Annotated in this window: 16 protein-coding genes; 10 read left to right on the top strand and 6 right to left on the bottom strand. The window is 53.7% G+C overall.

The window, feature by feature from the left end:
• Nucleotides 1–14 precede the first annotated feature (14 nt).
• From LWL52_RS15225 to LWL52_RS15215, 3 genes are all read left to right on the top strand, one after another.
• A complete protein-coding gene (locus tag LWL52_RS15225) occupies nt 15–1,529 on the top strand; it encodes an OmpP1/FadL family transporter (protein ID WP_242921381.1) in 1,515 nt (504 codons plus the stop codon).
• Between the two features lie 184 nt (nt 1,530–1,713).
• Nucleotides 1,714–3,951, top strand: a complete 2,238-nt coding sequence (locus tag LWL52_RS15220) for a S9 family peptidase (RefSeq protein WP_242921379.1) — start codon at nt 1,714–1,716, stop codon at nt 3,949–3,951.
• Between the two features lie 258 nt (nt 3,952–4,209).
• A complete protein-coding gene (locus LWL52_RS15215) occupies nt 4,210–5,013 on the top strand; it encodes a YybH family protein (RefSeq protein ID WP_242921377.1) in 804 nt (267 codons plus the stop codon).
• 20 nt (nt 5,014–5,033) lie between these two features.
• Here the strand turns inward: LWL52_RS15215 and LWL52_RS15210 are convergent, their stop codons facing one another.
• The 4 genes from LWL52_RS15210 to LWL52_RS15195 all read right to left on the bottom strand — a co-directional run bounded on the left by LWL52_RS15210 (nt 5,034) and on the right by LWL52_RS15195 (nt 9,786).
• On the bottom strand, nt 5,034–5,921 hold the full coding sequence (locus tag LWL52_RS15210; RefSeq protein WP_242921375.1) for a RelA/SpoT domain-containing protein: 888 nt from the start codon (nt 5,919–5,921) through the stop codon (nt 5,034–5,036).
• A gap of 99 nt (nt 5,922–6,020) precedes the next feature.
• Complete coding sequence (locus LWL52_RS15205) at nt 6,021–7,292, bottom strand: chloride channel protein (protein ID WP_242921374.1); 1,272 nt, start codon at nt 7,290–7,292, stop codon at nt 6,021–6,023.
• Between the two features lie 147 nt (nt 7,293–7,439).
• A complete protein-coding gene (locus tag LWL52_RS15200) occupies nt 7,440–8,885 on the bottom strand; it encodes an aldehyde dehydrogenase (RefSeq protein WP_242921372.1) in 1,446 nt (481 codons plus the stop codon).
• A 112-nt stretch (nt 8,886–8,997) separates the two neighbouring features.
• The gene (locus tag LWL52_RS15195) at nt 8,998–9,786 is read right to left on the bottom strand and encodes an SDR family oxidoreductase (protein WP_242921370.1); all 789 of its coding nucleotides are present in this window, start codon (nt 9,784–9,786) and stop codon (nt 8,998–9,000) included.
• A gap of 149 nt (nt 9,787–9,935) precedes the next feature.
• Here LWL52_RS15195 and LWL52_RS15190 point away from each other — a divergent pair, with 149 nt between their 5' ends.
• The 7 genes from LWL52_RS15190 to LWL52_RS15160 all read left to right on the top strand — a co-directional run bounded on the left by LWL52_RS15190 (nt 9,936) and on the right by LWL52_RS15160 (nt 19,208).
• Nucleotides 9,936–10,475, top strand: coding sequence for a 3-hydroxyanthranilate 3,4-dioxygenase (locus LWL52_RS15190; protein ID WP_242921368.1), 540 nt, complete (start codon nt 9,936–9,938; stop codon nt 10,473–10,475).
• 856 nt (nt 10,476–11,331) lie between these two features.
• Nucleotides 11,332–12,435: an amidohydrolase family protein gene (locus LWL52_RS15185; RefSeq protein WP_242921366.1), complete on the top strand. Its 1,104-nt coding sequence runs from the start codon at nt 11,332–11,334 to the stop codon at nt 12,433–12,435.
• A gap of 1,056 nt (nt 12,436–13,491) precedes the next feature.
• On the top strand, nt 13,492–14,766 hold the full coding sequence (gene kynU, locus LWL52_RS15180) for a kynureninase (RefSeq protein ID WP_242921364.1): 1,275 nt from the start codon (nt 13,492–13,494) through the stop codon (nt 14,764–14,766).
• Between the two features lie 350 nt (nt 14,767–15,116).
• Nucleotides 15,117–16,397 carry a cation:proton antiporter gene (locus LWL52_RS15175; RefSeq protein WP_242921362.1) on the top strand — a complete coding sequence of 427 codons (1,281 nt, stop codon included), beginning with the start codon at nt 15,117–15,119 and terminating at the stop codon, nt 16,395–16,397.
• A 53-nt stretch (nt 16,398–16,450) separates the two neighbouring features.
• A complete protein-coding gene (locus LWL52_RS15170) occupies nt 16,451–17,053 on the top strand; it encodes an alpha-ketoglutarate-dependent dioxygenase AlkB family protein (RefSeq protein ID WP_242921360.1) in 603 nt (200 codons plus the stop codon).
• A 71-nt stretch (nt 17,054–17,124) separates the two neighbouring features.
• On the top strand, nt 17,125–18,513 hold the full coding sequence (locus tag LWL52_RS15165; RefSeq protein ID WP_242921358.1) for an FAD-dependent oxidoreductase: 1,389 nt from the start codon (nt 17,125–17,127) through the stop codon (nt 18,511–18,513).
• A 197-nt stretch (nt 18,514–18,710) separates the two neighbouring features.
• On the top strand, nt 18,711–19,208 hold the full coding sequence (locus tag LWL52_RS15160) for a DUF4168 domain-containing protein (RefSeq protein ID WP_242921356.1): 498 nt from the start codon (nt 18,711–18,713) through the stop codon (nt 19,206–19,208).
• Nucleotides 19,209–19,280: 72 nt separating this feature from the next.
• Here the strand turns inward: LWL52_RS15160 and LWL52_RS15155 are convergent, their stop codons facing one another.
• Nucleotides 19,281–20,843 (bottom strand): hypothetical protein, encoded by a 1,563-nt coding sequence (locus LWL52_RS15155; RefSeq protein ID WP_242921354.1) that lies wholly within the window; start codon nt 20,841–20,843, stop codon nt 19,281–19,283.
• 188 nt (nt 20,844–21,031) lie between these two features.
• Nucleotides 21,032–21,598, bottom strand: a complete 567-nt coding sequence (locus LWL52_RS15150; protein WP_242921352.1) for a hypothetical protein — start codon at nt 21,596–21,598, stop codon at nt 21,032–21,034.
• Between the last annotated feature and the right edge of the window lie 97 nt (nt 21,599–21,695).

Genomic DNA, 21,695 nt, shown 5'->3' with positions numbered 1-21,695 from the left:
ACTACAAAAAAAGCATGAAGTTACATAAGACGTTTTTGGCCAGCCTGGCCCTTGTGCTGGGCTGGAGCGGAACAGCTTTTGCCCAAAACGAGGTAGACGCTCTGCGCTACTCCCGCTACGGTGTCTCGGGCTCTGCCCGCATCCAGGGTATTGGCGGGGCGCAAACAGCGCTCGGGGCCGATATCTCTACCATGTCGGTGAACCCAGCCGGCCTGGGCATGTTCCGCCGCTCCGAATTTGGCATCAGCCCGGGGCTGCAGTTCAACAACACGCAAACCAGCATCAATGGCTTTAACAGCACCCAGGACCGCAACACGCTATCTATACCGCAGGCGGGCCTTGTGCTCAGCAACCATAAAAGCGATGAAGAAGACAGCGACTGGCGTGGGGCCAGCCTGGGCATCAGTTTGACCAGGCTCAACAACTTTAACCAGCAGCTCAACTACAGCAATACTACCGGCGAAACAACGCCTACGATTGTAGAATACTTTGCCGACCAGGCAAATGCCAACGGCCGTACGCTGGCCGAGCTGAACAGTGAGTTCAATAATGGCTTTACCTCCCTGGAAGGCCTGGCCTTTGGCACGTACCTGATCGATGTGCAGACGGATGATAACGGGCAGGAGTTTGTGACTCCTTTAACCCGCATCGGCAGCATGAACCAGGCCGAGCAGATCAAGCGAAGCGGTTCGCAAAACCAGTTCGATATTGGTGTAGGCACCAGCTACCGTGATAAGTTATACCTGGGCGCTTCGCTGGGCATCATAACGACAAACTTTACCCAGGAAAGCATTTATACCGAAGCAGAGAACAGCGCTGAAACCGCCTTTACCGGGCTCGAGCTGCGCGACCAGTTTACCACCCAGGGCGCCGGCGTAAACCTGCGCGTAGGAGCTATCTTCAGGCCAATAGATGCTGTACGGATCGGTGCCAGCGTGCAGACCCCAACGGCGTATACCCTGAACGACCAGTACCAGCGCTCACTTTATGCTTCCTATGACGATGGCCCGACCGAAAGCGCGTCCGAAATTCCGGGTGAGTTTACGTACCAACTGACCACGCCTTTCCGGGCAAACGGCGGTGTGGCGGTGTTCCTCAACAAGTATGGCTTTATTACAGCCGATGTAGAATATGTAGATTACGGCAGCACCCGCTTTCATGAGCAGCAGGACGAGTATGGCAATGCCGGCAACTATTTCACGGATGTGAACAACACGATTGCCAGTACTTATAAGTCGGCTATCAACTATAAGATCGGGGCAGAGGGGCGCTACGAAGTGTTTCGCTTCCGGGCCGGATATGGCGTAAGCGGCGACCCGTACCGCAATGCCTCCTTCGATGGCAAAGTGAACAGCTATAGTTTAGGCGCCGGCGTCCGGCTGCAGAAATACTACCTGGATGCGGCTTTTGTGAGCAGCAAAGGCAATACCCGCTACTCGCCTTATGTATTCAGCAACGGCGGCGAGCCCGTGGTAGACATCGACCAGAAGCAGAATACCCTGCTGTTTACGCTAGGATATAATTTCTAAAACCATCAACGTACAACAAGTATAAACAGCAACGGCAGCTCTCACAGGGCTGCCGTTGCTGTTTATACTGCTGCTAAAGTACCGCCTGGCCTTGACCCACTCCAAGGGGGTTTTTGGCGGCAGGCTATGGCAAAGCCGTAATAATCCTCTAAATTAGGGGAGCTAAACTAAATCAACTTATCACATGCATAGTAACCCCATCAAAAACCTTTTGGCTGCTGTACTCTTGTGCTTCGCGTTTGTGGCGCAGGCACAGCAGAAAAAGGATATTACCCTGGAAGACATTTACAAGAAAGGTGCTTTCCGGGCAGCGTCGGTGTATGGCGTAAACTGGATGAAAAACGGCCAGTATTACAGCTCGCAGGTAGCTGACGAGCAAAACCGCGTCAACGATATTGTGAAGTATGATGTGACCACCGGCAAGCCCGTGAGCACCATCATTGAGGGCGAAAGCCTGGTGCCGGAAGGCGGCAGCCAGCCCATCCAGTACGACGATTATACCTTTAGCTCGGACGAGAAAAAGGTACTGTTCGCCACCGGAACCGAGCGGATCTACCGCCGTTCGTCCAAGGCAGATTACTATGTATACGACCTGGCCACCAAGAAGCTGACCAAGCTGAGCAACGGCGGCAAGCAGCTGTATGCCACCTTCTCGCCTGATGCCAAGCGCGTTGCCTTTGCTCGCGACAACAACATGTTCTTTGTAGACCTGAGCAACATGAAAGAAACGCAGATCACCACCGATGGCAAGCTTAATTCCATCATCAACGGGTATTCGGATTGGGTATACGAAGAGGAATTCAGCTTTGCACAGGCGTTCCATTGGGCCCCTGATGGCTCCAAGATTGCCTTTTATACCTTTGATGAAACCAAGGTGCCGGAGTATAACATGCAGCTGTGGGGCGAACTGTATCCGCAGGACTACAAGTATAAATACCCCAAAGCCGGCGAGCCGAATTCTGTGATCAGCATTTCGGTGTATGACCTAAGCAAAGGCAAAACTGTGAAGATGGATACCGGTTCCGAAATCGACATCTACATTCCACGCATTAAATGGACGCAGAATCCTAACCTGCTGTCGATCCAGAAAATGAATCGCCTGCAAAACACGCTCGAGATCCTGCACGCCAACGCTACCACCGGCAAAACCGACCTGGTGCTGCGCGAAACAGACAAAGCCTACATCGACGTGACCGATGATCTGACGTACCTGGAAGGAGGCAAAAACTTTATTCACTCCTCGGAGAAAGACGGCTACAACCACCTGTACCTCTATAAAATGGATGGCAAGCTGGTGCGCCAGATCACAAAAGGCAACTGGGAAGTGAGCAACTTTATCGGCTACGACGAGAAGAACGACCGCCTGTACTATATGTCTACGGAAGTATCGCCGCTGCAGCGCCACCTGTACAGCATCAGCAGCAAGGGCAAAAACAAGAAGCACCTGACCCAGAAAGCCGGCACGCACAACATCAACATGAGCTCCGACTATAAGTACTACCTCGATTACTACACGTCGGCCGCTACGCCAACTGTGGTAAGCCTGCACACGGCAAAAGACGGTAAGCTGATCAAGGTGCTGGAAGACAACGAAAAGCTACGCCAGAAACTGGCCCAGTACGACATCGCAAAGAAGGATTTCTTTACCATGAACACCACCGACGGCACCAAGCTGAACGGCTGGATGATCAAACCAACAGACTTTGACCCGAACAAAAAGTACCCGGTGCTGATGTTTGTGTACGGCGGTCCGGGCTCGCAGACCGTGACCGATAGCTGGGGCGGAAATGACTTTTTGTGGTACCAGGTGCTGGCCGATAAAGGCCTTATTGTGGTAAGTATAGACAACCGCGGCACCGGCGCCCGGGGCGCAGATTTCAAGAAAGTAACCTACGCCGACTTGGGCAAGTATGAAGTGGCCGACCAGGTGGAAGGCGCCAAGTGGCTGGGCAAACAGCCTTATGTGGATGCACAGCGCATCGGTATCTGGGGGCACAGCTTTGGCGGCTACATGACGCTGCTGGGCCTGACCAAAGGCGACGGCGTGTTCCGTGCCGGCATTTCGGTAGCCCCGGTTACCAACTGGCGTTTCTACGACAGCATTTATACCGAGCGCTACCTGAAAACGCCGCAGCAGAATGCCGCCGGCTACGACGAGAACTCGCCCCTGATGTTTGCCGATAAACTGAAAGGCGACCTGCTGCTCATCCACGGCACTGGCGATGACAACGTGCATTTCCAGAACGCGGTAGAGATGGTAGATGCCTTGGTAGCCGCCAACAAGCAGTTCGACAGCTTTTATTACCCCAACCGCAACCACGGCATCTCGGGTGGTAACACGCAGCTGCACCGCTTCACCATGATGACCAACTTCCTGGAAGAGCACCTCATCCACCCGGAAAAAGCAGCCTTGAACCAGTAAAAAACAAGTATAAATGAAAACAGAAAGGCCCGGCAATGCTTGTCGGGCCTTTCTGTTTTTGCCCAGACAGGTCGCAGAGCTATAAAACGAGAATTATACCTGACGTAATATCTTATCAAGATACCGCTGGTTTAGCTGCCAGTTGCGCTATACTTGCGGCGTGAAGGAGCAGATCATATTGATTATGAAGGAAGTATGGTTTAAAATACTATATTTATACTCCTGCTCAGCTAAAGTCATCCTTTAAAATATAAAGCTATGAAGACCGCCACCTTTCTTTTGCTGGCCCTCTGCCTGTGCGCATTTCAGGCTACGGATGCCACCCGCGACAAGGCACTCGAAAGCCTTGCCAACGCTGAACGCAACTTTGCCGCCGCATCCGGAAAAAAAGGGTTGCATCAGGCGTTTGTCGAGTACCTGGCTGAGGATGGGATTGTGTTTGCGCCCGCACCCACTAATGGGAAGAAATTACATGCCGCTGCTCCAGAAAGCAAAGCGATACTTACCTGGTACCCTGCCTTCGCCGATATCTCCGCTTCCCTGGACTGGGGCTATACCACTGGTCCCTATACATTTAAAGCCAATCCCGGAGATGAAGAGCCTGCCGGTGCCGGCTTCTATTTATCGGTCTGGAAAAAGCAGCCGGACGGGCAGTGGAAAGTAGCCATAGATATGGGGAATTCGTTTTCGACGGAGCTGATAAAAGAGGAAGTATACCAGCCGGCAGCAGCTACCCAAAGCAATCTGAGCAGAGGTACCAAAGCCGCTCTGCTAACCAGCGACGAGCAAAAAGTACAGCCTTACGATTCCGATACTTTCATTTACCGCTATGGCCGGTACCCGGCAAAGTATAAAGACCTTGTTATAGCGCCGGCTGCCAATGTAATCTACACTAACCTAGGGCACGATATATCATCTGCGGGTGATATGGGATATACTTATGGCAGTTATACCCAGCCCACCAGCCGGGGCGAAGAAAGCGGCTATTACCTGAAAGTATGGAAGCTGCTGGACGGGCAGTGGAAGCTGGCGGCCCACAACCTGGTGCCGGAAACGAAGTAAATTACAGGAAAGAACGGCGATTACGGGTGGTTTGCTTGCAGCGCCTTGGCCAGAAGCTCGTAAAGCCGCCGCTTTTCTGCCTCCTCCAGCGCCAACATGCTGATATGCGCCTGAAAACGGGCCAGCTCCTTTTCCTGGTGCTGCTGCTGATGCCTTTCATCGAGCGCCTGCTTTTCTATCGTATAGGTCAGCTCGCGAATGTAAGAGGCCATGTTATCGGCGCCGGTAGTCAGGTTGTTCAGGATCAGCAGCAGGCTGTTGAGTAGCTCGTTTCCGGAATAATTGGGATAACGGATGGCGTGGTCAATTTCGCTCCAGCCTTCCTCGAAAAGGGTCTTCAGTTGGATCTCCACAAAGTAGGGCTGCTTGTTGGGCTTCGTGCTGATCACAAAATGCACGGCACTATACCCCGATGCCTGCGCCACCACCTGGCAGCCAAATTCTACAAAGCCTTGTAAGTACTGCCCGCCATCTTTGTCGTGGATGTAGGCCATGGGCGCCTTTTTCAGCTCCCAAACCTGCTGGATGTACCGGCCCAGCGGCACCCAGGCTTCGCGGTACAGGTGCAGCACCCGCACGCCCACCAGGTCGTTGATCCACTGGATGTAGTTGTCCTGGTCGATGATCCGGTCGGGGTATTCCTTTTTCTTCCGGATGATCTTCCGGAGTAAGTGCAGCGGGTCTTTGATCCGGTAGCGCACGGCATGGGCATCTGCAGCCTTCATCAGCGTGGCCGCAACAAGTTCGGCTATACTTGTCAGCTCGGGCAGGCGCTTTCTATAATCATTGTAAATGGCCACGAGTGCCTGCGGGGCTACCTGTTGCTCCTGCAGCGCCTGCTCTGTGGTGCCAAGCAGGGCAAGTATAAACGGGAGCGTGGCGGTTTCGGTATCGTGGTGCTGGGGCATACTCAAGCGTAGCTGTATAGCCTTGTTTTAGCTTTTTACGCTTAAAGGGCACAAACGCATACTGCAAAAGCCGCGAATGTGCCGGCACCCCGGCTACGGCTATTCCCTGATGCCCAGTTGGGCGTTGATGAGCGGGGTTTTAGGGGCCAGGAAAAAGCCTGTAAGGCTGGCGAACATGATCGGGATAAACTGGTGGAACCCAGTCATGGTAGCCAGCAGAATAGCAGTGCTGATAGGCGTGCGGGTAACGCAGGCATTAATAGCGGCCATACAGCTGACCATGATCAGGGGCAGGTTTTGCTCCGGAAACAGATTGTGGATAACCAGGCCTACCGCCGCACCCAGGAAAAACAGCGGGATGATAAAACCGCCGCGCCAGCCCGAGGTAACGGTAAAAGCAGTGGCCAGTATTTTAGCTACTACCAGCACCAGCAGGAACTGAAGCGAGAAAGGCTCTTCGAGTAAAACGTTGAGCTGCTCATGGCCAAAGTAGCGCGACAGGGGTACATAGTAGGCGATAATGCCGATCGCCAGGCCGCCTATAGCCATTTTAATGTAGATAGGTACTTTGGCGTGTTCAAAAATGCCCCGGAGCTTGCGCACCGTAAAAATAAAGACCCAGCCGATTGCTGTACCGGCCAGCGCATACAGCATGGCATAGAAAAAGTCGTTGAGCTCCGGTGCGGCATACAGCGGGAAGTCCCAGGTAGGGCCGATGCCGATGTGCGTGATCAGGATAAAGATAACGTAGCCGGCGCAGCTGGCTACCAGCGCCGGCATCAGGGCCTGGTAATACTCGGTGATGTGCTTGTGATGCAGAATCTCCAGCGCAAACAAACTTCCGCCCAGCGGCGCACCAAACAGGGCTGTAAAGGCAGAGGCCATGCCGGCTATACTTAAGGAGCGCAGGTCTTCTCCTTTTAAACGCAGCTTTTTGGCAATAAAAGTACCTGTAGAGCCAACTACCTGCACCAGGGGCGCTTCCGGCCCGGCACTACCGCCACTGGCAATGCACAGCAGCGAGGAGAAGACCATCGATGGGTTATTCTTTGGCTCCAGGCGCCCGCCCTTAAAGCGGATGTTATTCACGATGAGGTCCATCTCGCCCGGGTCACCGAGAAAATGGATCACCAGGCCTGCCAACAGGCCGCCCAAGGCCATCAGCGGGATCACGTACAATCCCTGGAACTGCGACAGCACGTGTAACAGCCCTTCCAGCACAGTCCAGTACAGGCCGGCAATAATGCCACCCACAATACCTACTGCCACCCACAGCAGGAACATCTTGCTGAATACAAAAGGATTGAATTGCAGCGGATAGTTAAGTTGATTCCGGAGCGTTACCGCCAGTCGTCTTCTTTTAAAGTCCATAACCGCAAAGGTAGACAGAAAAGCAAGCGGGGTAAAGTAAAAAGAAGAAGTGATTTTAAACGACTTATACTTTGATGCGCTTCCAACAGGTTTGCAACATCGCTGCACGCTGTAAGTTCTTTAGGTGCCCGGCCAGTTTATACTTGCTTACAGCTTCACACAAACATTCTGCGGTTCGGTAAAGAAGTTGAGCGCCTCAAAGCCGCCTTCGCGCCCTACGCCGGAGTTTTTCATGCCGCCAAAAGGCGTACGCAGGTCGCGGAGCAGCCAGGTATTTATCCAGATAATGCCCGCGTGTAGCTGGTGCGCCACGCGGTGTGCGCGGGGCAGGTTTTGCGTCCAGATGGTGGACGAAAGGCCGTAGTCGGTGCAGTTGGCGTAGCGTAGCACTTCTTCTTCGGTGTCGAAAGGCGTGAGCGTGACCACCGGGCCAAAGATCTCTTCGGTATTGGTGCGGCAGTTGTAGGGCAAACCCTCGATAACGGTGGGCGCCAGGAACCAGCCGTGTTCGCAGCGGCCTGCTACCTGCACCTGCTGCCCGCCACAAAGGATAGAGCCTCCTTCCTGTTTGGCCAGGTCGATGTAAGAAAGTACTTTCTGCAGGTGCTGCTCCGATACCAGGGCGCCCTGTTTCGTGCCGTCCTCCAGCGGGTCGCCTACGGTCAGGGCCTTTGCCTTCTCTACAAAAGCATCCCGGAACTGCTCGTACAGCGGCCGCTCGATAAAGATACGCGAGCCGCAGAGGCAGATCTGTCCCTGGTTAGCAAACGAGGACTGAATGGACGTATGCAGGGCATTGGTAAAATCGCAGTCGGCAAAAATGATGTTCGGGTTCTTGCCGCCCAGCTCCAGCGACAGCTTTTTGAACATGGGAGCCGCCGTAGCGGCAATGCTGCGCCCGGTGGCCGTGCCGCCGGTAAAGGAGATGACCGGCACCCTGGGGTGTGCCGTGATGGCAGCGCCCACTTTATGCCCGTAGCCATGCACAATGTTGAGCACACCTGCCGGCAGGCCCGCTTCCATACATAACTCTGAGAGCAGGTAGGCCGTCATGGGGGTTACTTCGGATGGTTTGGCCACCACGCAGTTTCCGGCGGCCAGGGCAGGGGCAATTTTCCAGGTAAACAAGTATAACGGCAGGTTCCAGGGCGAAATGCAGCCGGCCACGCCATGTGGATGCCGCACGGTATAGTTGATGGCCTCGGTGCCTTCCATGTAATGCGCTTCGGAAGCAAAATGCTGGATGGCTGTACCATAAAAGCGCATGTTGCTGCTGGCCCGCGGAATATCCACTGCTTTTGCCAGCTTCAGCGGCTTGCCATTATCGACGGATTCGGCTTTAGCCAGGCGGTCCAGGTTTTGGTCGATCAGGTCGGCAATGCGCATCAGCAAACGGCCCCGTGTTTCGGCCGGCGTGCTGGACCAGGCCGGGAAAGCCGCCAGCGCTGCCTGCACTGCCAACTCTACGTCCTGCGCATCCGAGTCAGGTATAAGCGCATAAACCTGCCCCGTAGCCGGGTTATAGTTATCGATATACTGCCCGGCTGCCGGAGCAATTAACTGGCCGTTGATGTAATTCTGAAGCTGCTGCACAAGTAAAGGAATTAGAAATTATGAATTATGAATTAGAGCCGCTCTTGTCGCAGGTTGAAAACTCGTGACAGAGAAAAGTCTAAAACTTATGTCTAACGTCTTGTGTCTACATTTACAGACATCCCGTTCTGCCGCCATCTACCGGCACGTTGATGCCGTTGATATAGGCTGCGGCAGGGGTAGCCAGGAAAGCGGCAGCGGCGGCCACCTCTTCAGGCTCGGCAAAACGGCGGGCAGGTATGCCGGCCTCCATCTGCTGCTGTACTTCTTCCGGGGAGCGACCGGTTTTGCCGGCGCTGCTTTCGATAATAGCATAAATGCGTGCTGTTTTGGTTGAGCCCGGCAGCACGTTGTTTACCGTAATGCCATATTGCCCCAGCTCGTTGGCCATCGTTTTGGCCCAGCTGGCCACCGCCCCGCGAATGGTATTGGATACGCCCAGGCCATGCAGCGGCTGCTTTACAGAGGTGCTGATCACGTTGATGATGCGCCCGTAGCCTGCTTTTTTCATGCCCGGCAGCAGCGCCTGCACCAGTTGATGATTGTTGATCAGGTGCATGTTAAAGGCATTCAGAAACTCTTCCGGCTTCGCATCCGTGATCGGGCCACCCGCCGGGCCGCCGGTGTTGTTGATCAGGATATGTACTTCGGGGCGCTGCGCCACATAGGCCTGTATCTTTTGCGCCAGCTCGCCGGCATTTGCAAAATCAGCTACCAGGTAATCATGGCGCTGGCCCTGGCCGGTGGGCAGTTGCTGTGCTACTTCCTGCAGCTTTTCTTCGTTGCGGGCTACCAGCGTCACATTGGCGCCCAGTTGCGCCAGTTCCACGGCAATGGCTTTGCCTATACCTTGCGTGCTTCCGCAAACAAGGGCCTGTTTATTTCTGAGATCAAGGTTCATACTTTAAATCTACGGAAATCCGGCGAAAGAAGTATGCCTGACGGAACGGCCGCAATCCAGTCCATACTTTTGAGCCAAGGCGGGGGCGAAACTACCATTCCTCCCTTAAATTTCGTACTTTCATACGAGTAACCAAACCCAGTAAACCTATGGCCATACAACGCCCCTTCAACTTTAAGAAATGGATTGACGAAAACCGCCACCTGTTAAAACCGCCAGTAGGCAACCAGCAGGTATACAAAGGCAACGACGACTTTATTGTGATGGTGGTGGGTGGCCCTAATGCGCGCAAAGATTACCACTACGACGAAGGCGAGGAGTTCTTTTACCAGTTGGAAGGCGACATTGTGCTCAAGATCATAGAAGATGGCAAACCGGTGGACATCCCGATCCGGGAAGGGGAGATCTTCCTGCTTCCGGCCCGTGTGCCACATTCGCCGCAACGCCCGGCTAATACGGTAGGGCTGGTAATGGAGCGCTACCGCAAAGCAGGGGAGCAGGACGGCTTTCTGTGGTTCTGCGAAAACTGCGGCACCAAGTTATACGAAGAGTATGCCGAAGTAACAGACATCGTGCAGCAGCTGCCTGTGATCATGAATAACTTTTGGGAGAACACCGAACACCGCACCTGCAGCAACTGCGGCGAAGTAATGGAGCCCCCGGTAAAACCCGCCGAGGCCGCGAAGTAGCGGAAACACAAGTATAAGCGCGGACAGGAGGATGGTGCAAAAAAGTATACTTTCTTCCACCAGACTCCCCCGCAAGAAGTGCGGGATCTGCGACTTGTCTGAAAGAGTATAAGGGAACAGCATTTCGATGAGAAAAGTATAAATAAGGAAGAGCCGGAAAGTCCCTTTCTAGAGGATAGGGGGATGTTATTACCTAACATAATTTGCTTATACTTTGGCTTCAGTATACTTGTGTGCTTACAGGTAAAGACAATAAACAGTCTGTCATTTCGACGTTAGGAGAAATCTGTACAAGCACATAAAGGTATTTGAGACAGATATCTCCCTGCGTCGAGATGATATAAGAGCTAGAATGACTCTTGTCCCAACTGCTCAGTACCTACACCGCTTATACGTCCCCAGCAGTAATAACAAGCTCCGCTCCTTAGACTAGCGAGAACGCGAGTTCGAAGCTAGCGAGCGCAGCTCTGAGGGGTAGGGGTGGTTGGATAAAGCTAACTATGAAACTCATACTTGCCAAGTATAGCAACAGCCAAAATTCCCGGAGGGGGACATCCTTTATACTTCGATTCGACTCATGTTCCTCCCGCTGGCCCAGGCGACAGAAAAATTACAGGGCACAAGCACTCAAGCCTGTGCCATGGCCTCTTGCAGGTATAAACGACAAGTATAATCCTAGTTGCTGCGAAGCATCCCTGCGGCGCAATCCGGAGTATAAAACCCTGTTGCAGAAAGACAAGGTGCCTCTGTGCCTGGCTTTTGCCGTGATGCACGTACAAAGTATAAAATGCGTATATTGTTGGATTGCCTGATATGGCCGTAGAAAGTATAAGCGCTTTTTAGCGCCTTTCCCTGCATGCAGAACCAGAACCTGACACCTCCCATCCTCACCGGAAACGATCTGTTTAAGATCGATATACACACGCACATTCTGCCGGCTACCTGGCCGAACCTGCGCGAGCGCTACGGTTATGGCGGCTTTGTGCGGCTGGAGCACCACAAGCCCTGCTGCGCCCGTATGATGATGGACGATAAATTCTTCCGCGAGATACAGGATAACTGCTGGGACCCCAGGGTGCGCATGCACGAGTGCAGCCAGCACAAAGTAGGTGTGCAGGTGCTAAGTACGGTACCCGTTATGTTCAATTACTGGGCAAAGCCGGAAGACACCTACGATCTTTCCCGCATGCTCAACGACCACATCGCCGGCGTGGTAGCCGATTACCCGGACCGTTTTGTGGGCCTGGGTACCATCCCGATGCAGGATACCGGCCTGGCCATAAAAGAGCTGGAGCGCTGCATAAAGGAGCTGGGCATGGCAGGCGTGCAGATCGGCACGAACGTGAACGGCTGCAACCTCGACGAGGCCAAGTTTTTTTCCATTTTTGAAGCTGCACAGGACCTGGGCGCCGCTCTGTTCGTTCACCCTTGGGACATGCTGGGCAAAGACCGCATGAGCAAGTTCTGGATGCCCTGGCTGGTGGGCATGCCGGCCGAAACCACCGTGGCCATCTGCTCCATGATCTTTGGCGGCGTGCTGGAACGCTTGCCAAAATTGCGTGTCGCGTTTGCACACGGCGGCGGCTCCTTCCCGGCTACCATCGGGCGCATTGCGCACGGCTTTGAGGTGCGCCCAGACCTTTGTGCCGTGGATAACAACGTAAACCCACGCGAGTACCTGGGCAAATTCTATTTCGACTCGCTGGTGCACGACCCGCAGGCGCTCGATTACCTGGTGAACCTGGTAGGGGCTAACGCCATTGCCCTCGGCACCGATTACCCCTTCCCGCTCGGCGAACTGGAGCCCGGCAAGCTTATCACCTCCATGCCCTATGACCTGGCAACCATAGAGCGCATGCTCAGTGGTACCGCGCTGGAGTGGTTGAGCCTGAAAAAAGAGCAGTTTGTGAAAGCGGTTGCGCCGGCCCGGGAAAAGAAAGAAGAAGTAGGCCCGGTCTAGGATTGCCAAATGTTAAAGCCTGTTTTGCCAAGGGCAAAGTATGCGTTACCTTATGTAAGTATAAACCCATCCCTTCGCCCCAGGAGGAAGTTCCTTTATTCCTCATTATTACTTCTCTCTTCTCTTATGCTCTTTCAGGCATCTTTGTCCAGAAGCTACCTGCCGGGGATTTCTTGATTTCCATTGTTGTCATCCTGAAAGGATCTTAGTGGAAAGGAGGTTAGGCTTTTGCTTTTACCTCACCCTAGCCCTCTCCTAAAAACAGGAGAGGGGATTCAACGTTTTCTAAGCTCCATGCGTGAACTTCATAGCTGCCTTATTCAACCACCCCTGCCCCTCAGAGCTGCGCTCGCTACCTTCGAACTCGCGTTCTCGCTAGTCTAAGGAGCGGAGCTTGTTATTACTTCAATTTAAGTACAAGTTCTGTAGCATCAGATTTCTCTCCCTTCCACCAAGATCCTTTCAGGATGACAAAAAGGGAAGAGGGATGGAGAGAAGGTTTATAATTATACTTAAGCCAAAGTATAAACCGAGGCTATCGAAAGCTTCCCAGTCCTTGGGTTGAGCGCCTCGAGAATTTCCGGTGACGAACGATAGTGAGGCAGCCCGAGGTATGAGGGCAGGAAATGAAAGCAGCGCGATGCCCGAGGACGAGCCCCCGGGGGCTTGGAGCGCTCCAAAGTATAAGATAAAACAAGGCAAGGATAAGACTGAGCAATACAAGTAGCTAACAAGTATAGCTAGGAATTATACTTGAAGAACAGCAGCTACCAAGTATAGCCAGAAGTATAAGACTGAAGAAGAAAAGCTGCTACCAAGTATATCCGCAATATCATACTTGAAGAAAAGCCGCTAAAGAGTATAGCCTCAAGTATAAACCAGCAACTAACAGCCATAAGTATAACCGGTCCGGCAAAACAATAAACTCATCAACAACTTCCTTCTTCGGTTTTAGAGTGAGGTAAAACGCGCTGCGGCAAAATTTCCAACCAAATCCTTACCTTAGCAAAATAGAGAAACCAACAATTGCCCTGGCAATTTTAGTATAAAAACCACATGAACTACCTCAATACCCTTGCCTTTGCGCAGGAACAGGACCGGAACGACCCGCTAAAGCATTTCAAAGAACGGTTTTACGCGCCGCAGATCAACCGCCAGGACGCCATTTACTTCTGCGGTAACTCGCTGGGGCTGCAACCCAAATCGGCACAGATGTACATCGACAACGAGATGTATAAATGGGCCAACCTGGCAGTAGAAGGCCACTTTAAAGGCGAGGAACCGTGGTTCAACTACCACCGTTTGCTCACGGCCGGCTCGGCCCGCGTGGTGGGTGCCCTCGAAAGCGAAGTGGTGATCATGAACCAGCTGACCGTAAACCTGCACCTGATGCTGGTTTCCTTCTACAGGCCCGAAGGCAAGCGGTTTAAGGTGATCATGGAAGGCGGCGCTTTCCCCTCCGACCAGTATGCCCTTGAAACGCAGGTGAAGTTTCATGGCTATAACCCGGATGAGGCCATTGTGGAATTGTTCCCGCGTGAAGGCGAACACACGCTGCGCACCGAGGACATCCTGCAATGTATAAAGGACTGCGGCGAGGAACTGGCGCTGGTGCTCATGGGCGGCATCAACTACTATACCGGGCAGGTATACGACATGCAGGCTATCACCAAAGCGGGCCACGAGGCAGGCGCAGTAGTGGGCTTCGACCTGGCCCACGCAGCCGGTAATATCCCCGTAAAACTGCACGACTGGGAGGTGGACTTTGCGGTGTGGTGTACCTATAAATACCTGAACTCGGGGCCGGGCGGCACGGCGGGGGCTTTTGTGCACGAGCGCCACGGCAACAACCCACAATTGCCGCGCTTTGCCGGCTGGTGGGGCCACGATGCCAGTGTGCGTTTTCAGATGCAGAAAGGCTTTATCCCGATGCCCGGTGCCGAAGGCTGGCAGGTGAGCAATGCTCAGATCCTGCCGATGGCCGTGCACCGCGCCTCACTGGAACTCTTCGATGAGGCCGGTATGGAGAACCTGCGCGATAAAAGTCAAAAGCTCACCGGTTACCTTCAGTTCCTCATCGATGATGTGCACGTAGGCAAAGATGTGCTGGAAGTGATCACGCCGCGAGATGCGGAGGCCCGCGGCTGCCAGATCTCAATGCTGGTAAAACAAAACGCCCGGGAGCTGTTCAACAAGCTCATGGAAGCAGGTATCATTGTCGATTTCCGGGAGCCGAGCGTTATCCGGGTGGCACCTACGCCGTTCTACAACAGCTTTGAGGAAGTATACCGCTTCTCGGAGGTATTGCACGTGTGTCTGCAAAATCACTAACAAAAAGAGGTTGCAGCATACCCTGGCCCGAATTTTAGATAAATGAGCGCGGGCAGAGATACCTGATTGAGCTTATACTTTAACGAATATTATCCGGTAAAGCGGAGAAGTGGCGACGAGGCTGCTTCTCCGCTTTGCCGTTTAAACAGGATGGGCCTAAAAAAAGCAGCAGGCTTGGGTGCTGCAAACAACTTCAGGGTTCTATGGTTTTCAGAGAAATAGCTGGGCCTCTCGCAATAAAAAAATAGGCGCAGTACGTATTTTAACGTATGCAAGCTACAGCTAAAGCGATAGAGGCGGCAAAAGTACGTAGCCTGCTCTTCCTTCTGAAGCCCTCAAGAAAAGGAAATATGTCCGAGTACATCGTCGTACTAACGCTGGTAGGCCTGGCCGCTATGTCTATGGCCTGGGTGCCGGCCCTGCTCAAGCGCACGTTTATATCCTATCCCATACTATACTTATTGGTGGGGGTGGGCATCTACATGCTGCCTTTCGATCTGCCGCGCCCCGACCCGGTGTGGCAGGAAGGCTACGTAGTGCGCTTTACAGAGCTGAGCGTGATCATTTCGCTGATGAGCACGGGCCTGAAGATACGCCGCAAAGTAAGCCTGCGGAACTGGCGGGTGCCCCTGCGGCTGGTCAGTATTACGATGCTGCTGTGCATTGGGGCCCTGGCCCTGCTGGGATGGGGCGTGTTGGGGATGGCGCCGGCAGCCGCCATACTGCTGGGAGCCGTGCTGGCGCCTACGGACCCGGTGCTGGCCGAGCAGGTGCAGGTGGGCCCGCCAAACGAAGAAGAGGAAGACGACGTGCGCTTTGCGCTGACAGCCGAAGCCGGGCTAAACGATGGAATGGCATTCCCTTTCACCTGGCTGGCCATCGTGATTGCCATTGCTGCCGGCACCACCGACGGCTCCTGGATCAGCGACTGGCTGGTGCGCGACCTGATGTACCGCATTGTAGCCGGGGTGGGCGTGGGTTATCTGATCGGGCGGGGGCTGGCTTATCTTATCTTTACACTGCCTAAATACACCCGTTTCCCTAAAGCGCAGGAAGGCTTTCTGGCCTTGTCGGCTACGCTGGTGGCCTATGGCGCAACAGAGCTGGTGCACGGGTATGGCTTTGTGGCCGTGTTTATAACCGCCATTACCATGAGCAGTTATGAGCCCGAACACGAATATCATACCGAGATGCACGACTTTGTAAACCAGGTAGAGCACATCCTGATGGTAACGCTGCTGCTGGTTTTTGGCGGCAGTATTGTGTTTGGGCTGTTGAATTACCTCACGTGGCAGGGCGTGGCGGTGGGGCTGTTGTTCCTGTTCGTGATTCGGCCATTGGCAGGCCTGGTGGGCTTGTGGGGCACCGGCATCACGCTGCGCGAAAAACTGGCGATCAGCTTTTTTGGTATCCGCGGCATTGGCTCTTTCTTTTACCTTTCCTTTGCCCTGGCCAGTGTCGATTTTGTGGATGCTGATCAGTTATGGTCGGTCGTGGGCTTTATCGTGTTAGTATCCATTGTGCTGCATGGCGTAACTGCGGCCCGCGTTATGGGCTACCTCGATGATCGCCGCGAAAAAGCAAACAGGAGAAAGCAGCTCCGGAAAGAAAAAAGCGTGCGCGAAGTATAACCTGCGCAACGGCTGTTGCTATCTGCTGCAACTGCCACAGGCATTTATAAGTTATGGAAACGATGAAGCCCGTACACCTGCCCTCCTTACAGCTCCCCGATGCGGCCGTATACTTTGCGCCCCACTTTTTTTCGCAGCAGCAAAGCGATGCATACCTGGCGCGTTTGCTGCAGGAGGTAAACTGGCAGCAGGAAAGTATAAAACTGTTTGGCCGGCAGCTGCCCATGCCCCGCCTCACGGCCTGGTATGGCGACAAAGGCTATACCTATTCGGGCCTGTATAACCGGCCGCAATCCTGGCTGCCGGTGTTGCTGGAGCTGAAAGAGCAGGTCGAAAAAGTTAGCGGCCATACGTATAACAGCGTGTTGTTAAACCTCTACCGCCATGGCCAGGACAGCATGGGCTGGCACGCCGACAACGAGGCTGCCCTGGGGCCGGAGCCAGCTATTGCTAGCCTGAGTTTTGGCGCCGAGCGCCGCTTCGGGCTAAAACACCGCTTCCGAAAAGACCTGAAGCCGGTGCACCTGGCGCTCCCCCATGGCAGCCTGCTGCTCATGCAGGGCCCTACGCAGCAGCACTGGCTGCACCACATCCCAAAAACCTCCCGCAGCGTACAACCACGCATTAACCTTACCTTCCGGCACGTGCAAAAGTAGCATACTTGCCTTTGCGCTGCGGAAACCGTTACTTTACGCAAGCAAAAGCCCTGGGTATCCCTGACTGAACTATGACCGAGAGAAAGAACATCGCCATTATGGGAGCCGGACTGGTTGGTTCGCTGCTGAGTTTGTACCTGGCCAAGCGCGGCCATAAAGTAGACCTCTACGAGCGCCGCCCCGACATGCGCAAAACTACCCTGGATGGCGGCCGTTCGATCAACCTGGCCCTGAGCGACCGGGGCTGGCGCGCCTTGAAAGGCATTGGCATAGAAGACGAGGTCCGCAAAGTAGCCATACCCATGCACGGCCGCATGATGCACGACGAGCAGGGCAAGCTCACCTTCCTGCCTTATGGCAAAGAGGGGCAGTCGATCTACTCGGTATCTCGTGGCGGGCTGAATGTGGCCTTGATGAATATTTCGGAGCCTAACCCGGCGATCACCTATCACTTTAACCGGCAGGCGCTGGACGTGAACCTGCGCACCAACGAGGTGCTGCTGAGCAACACGGAAACAGGCGGTACCGAAACCATAAAGCCGGAACTGCTTTTCGGGGCAGATGGGGCCTTCTCGGTGGTGCGCGGCGCTATGCAGAAAACAGAACGCTTCAATTACGAGCAACATTACCTGGAGTATGGCTACAAAGAACTGACCATACCTGCTACGGCCGGCGGTGGCTGGGCGCTGGAGAAAAATGCGCTTCACATCTGGCCACGGGGCAACTACATGATGATCGCGCTGCCCAACCTGGACGGCAGTTTTACCTGTACCTTGTTCTTTCCTTATGAGGGCGAGCGTTCTTTTGCCGCTATCAAGGAGGAAGCCGATCTGCTGCGTTTCTTCCGGGAGGCGTTTCCGGATGCGCTGCCGCTGATGCCCGAATTGGCGCAGGATTACTTCAGCAACCCTGTCGGCTCACTGGTCACTATTAAGTGCTTTCCGTGGAGCTACGCGGGCAAATCGCTGCTGATCGGGGATGCCAGCCACGCGGTGGTGCCGTTTTACGGGCAGGGGATGAATGCCGGTTTCGAGGATATCACGGTGCTGGACCAGTTGCTGGAGAACTTCAGCGGAGAAGACTGGGAAAGCCTTTTTGACAACTTCGAGCGCCGCCGCAAGCCCAACGCCGATGCCATTGCCGACCTGGCCGTGATGAATTTTATCGAGATGCGCGACAAAGTAGCGGACCCACGCTTTCTGCTGCGCAAAAAGATCGAGTCAAGGATCTCGGAGCGCTACCCCGACCGCTGGCTGCCGCTTTATTCGATGGTCACTTTCTCCGACCTGCCGTATGCTTATGCCCTGGAAACCGGCCTGCTGCAGGACAAGCTGATGAAAAAAGTGATGCGCCATATCCAGACGGAGGATGATTTTAACAAGCCTGAGGTACAGCAGCTACTCGAAAAGCAACTGGTAAAAAAAGAAAAGCTCAAGCGCTACGTGCCGGAGCAAGTATAAACCGGGTGCCCGGCGCTACGACCGGTTACAGTATAACATATGGTTTACGGGGAGGCCGCGCCCATGTACAACTTACGTTTTGCGGGAGCTGTAAGAGCCTTCTGAACACGCGGTTGCAACTATTTGGCCCGGAGGTGGTATATAACAGGACAAGCACCTGCTACATTAACCATTCCTAAACGTAATCCGGAGACCTTATGAAACTACTACATAACCTGAAAGTGGCCGCGCTGGCTGCTTGTATACTTGGCTTTACGGCTGCCGGCGCCAATGCCCAGCAGACCACCACACCGCAGAAACCCGCTCAGCAGCAACCGACAAAAGCGTATTCGGATGCCGATATGAAGCAGTTTGCCGACGCCAACAACCGCCTGATGGCCCTGCAACAGGTAAGCGAGCAAAAGATGATGAAAATACTGGAGGAGGAGCACCTGAGCGTAGAAAAATTTAACCAGATGGCGCAGGCACACCAGCAGCAGAAGCTAACAGAGGTGCAGGCAACGCCCGAAGAAATGGCTGCCTTCAACAAATCGGCCCAGCGGATTATGGAACTGCAGCCCACGCTGCAAACCGAAGCCGAAGCAGCCATTAAAAAAGATGGGATGGCGCTGGACAAATACCAGGAAATGATGACAGCATATCAGCAGGACCCGGCCTTTCAGGAAAAAGTAAATAAACTGATGGTGAAGGAGTAACCTGCATCAGTAGGAACAAAAAGGCCCTGCCGGTAACTAACCGGCAGGGCCTTTTTTATAGTATAAACCACCTTACTGCTGCTTTTGCTGCGGTTGTTGCGGCTCCTGGTTCTGCGAGAACTCTACAATGCGGAAAGTCCGGGATTTGCGGTCGTAGTAGCCATAGTGCAGCTTGTCGCCGTAGCGGTAAACCGTCTGGAATTCGGGTTCCGGTTTCAGCTCTTCTTCATATTGCTCTATCTTGTCCTGCAGCACCACCGGCTCCTTGTCGCCTGTTACTTTGGCCAGGCTGTTGCTATCTAGTATGGCCCTGAAATACGTGCTGATGCCCGGCCCGGCAGGCAGGTTGCTGCCCTGGCCCATGGGGTCGTAGAAGTAGCGGCTGTAGTAAGGCGAGTTCAGGTAATAGCTCGGGATGTTGAAGGCCGGTGTCCAGCGGCCCGGGATCATCACCAGTCCGCGGGAGGTTTGGTAATAGCGATCGGGGGTGCGCACCATGCGGCTGGCATCCTGGCTGCCGTCGCGGCGCTCTGCCGGCTGATAGGAGCCGATCGTAAGCTGGATGCTGTTATCGCTGAACTTATCCACGGTAATAGCGGGCACGCCACTGGCCAGGTTCTTCATCACTTTCGAGGTTTTCTCGATCACGGTGTTATCCGATGAGAAAAGGCCTTTGCTGCCGCGCTGGCGTACGGGTGTGGATTTGATCGAGATCTCTTCATCATTTTTGTAGCTATACTCCTTTACCGGCTGCAGTGTGTTAAAGTCATAGGCCGTCAGGTTCAGGTGGTCACGCTCCAGTTGCACCCGGAAGAGGGTATTATCAAACAGAAACGAGTTAAAGCTAGGGCCTTTCTTCTGCTCTATCTCGGGCAGGGTGCGGTAAGCGGTTTTGCCTGTATTCCAGTCCAGCGCCAGGATCTCGGTCGTGGCCTTATTGCCTTTGCCTTTCAGGTCGTAGCCGTCAAAGATCATGTATACCTGGTCGCCTTGGGTATAAATTTTGCTGCGGTGATAACCCGTATACACGGTGCGCTCCAAGTCGGGGTGCACATAGATCAGGTCGGAGAGGCGGCCATAGCGGTCACGGGTTTTGGGCATCTCAGGCTTAAAGACCTGCAAATCCAGATGCGCCATGTCATCCTCGGCATCGCGGTACAGGTACAGGTTGTCCTTTTTATCGGTGTAGAGCATGTAAAAGTGATTGTCGTTGCCAAAGCCCCCTACAAAGCTTACGCCCCGCTTGATGTCGAGCTGCTGGTCCTGCAGGCTGCGGAAGGCGCCTGTTTCACGGTTAATGGCAAACGGCCGCACATACTCGCGCCGCCCGTTGGTATAGCGGCTGTAAAAAACAAATTCGTCATCGGTTACGCGTGTACCCAGCACCTGTGGCTCCCTGGAGAAGCGGTAGGGGATCTCGTGCTGCGCAATCTGCTGGCCATCAGGGGAAAGCAGGCTGAAGTTCAGCTTACCGTTCTGGAAGAAGTAGATGCACACGTGGCCGCTTGCATCTGCTACCGTCACCAGGTCTTCAGGATGGCGCAGCGGCAGGTCCACGTTTGCAAACTCTTTCTGGGCGCTTGCCATGGTGGCAAACAGGCCTAAAAAGAATAAGGTTAAAAGTGATTTACGCATAGGTTAAGGCTTGAAATGTGTCTGCTTATAACATGCAAATATTTAGCCAAAGTAGAAGAAAAAGGAGGCAAAGTTGATGATCGTATTAGTTAAACGAACAGCTTCATCCTTATCATATTACGACAGCCATTTTCTGTCTGGAAAGATCGTGCTTTAAGGTGCTTTTTATACTTTGTACGCACCAGCCGCTACTTGTTAAAAAGGCAGTAATTAAGAGAAAGCTGAAGGGTTTGATTTTTACTGCGGCTGTATTTGTTGAAGATCCTGGCCAGGCCGACCTGGTGCCGGAGGCTGATGGTGGCTTTGCTTTCATTCCCGAAGGAGAGGCCGTAGGTCAGCCCATAGTCAGCTCCTTCCATGTTCGTATAGCCGCCATACTGGTAGCGTTGCGCCAGCAGGAGCCCGCAGTATCCGCCGCCCAGTATACTGGCGTTAGGAGAAAGGAACAGTTTGGAAACAACGGGTATGTTAAGGTAGTGCAACAGCAGATGTCCCCGCTCCAGCTCCGCCCCCTGCAAAGAGTATTGCGCCTCTAGCTGAATGCCCACCTTGTCGCTTTCCATGGTCAGGTAGTAAATGCCAGCATGGGCCCCTACTTGTGTGTTGGTAGCATCATTCCCGGTGATGGTGGTGAGACTCGGGCCAAACCTGACGCCGGTGAAGTGTGATTTAACAGAAGGAGCCGGCGCGTCCTGGGCAGCAGCAGTAAAACTGCATGACAAGAGCAGACCCGCTAACAGGTTAAGTTTGTTCATCAGCAACAGGTTTAAAACCAATCATAGTAAAAATACAATATACTAACGGAAGGGCAAAAGAAAACGCCCGACCATACTTTGGTCGGGCGTTTTGTTT

The sequence above is a fragment of the Pontibacter liquoris genome, assembly GCF_022758235.1.
Lineage (GTDB): Bacteria > Bacteroidota > Bacteroidia > Cytophagales > Hymenobacteraceae > Pontibacter > Pontibacter liquoris.
This window is presented reverse-complemented; position numbering and strand designations above follow the sequence as displayed.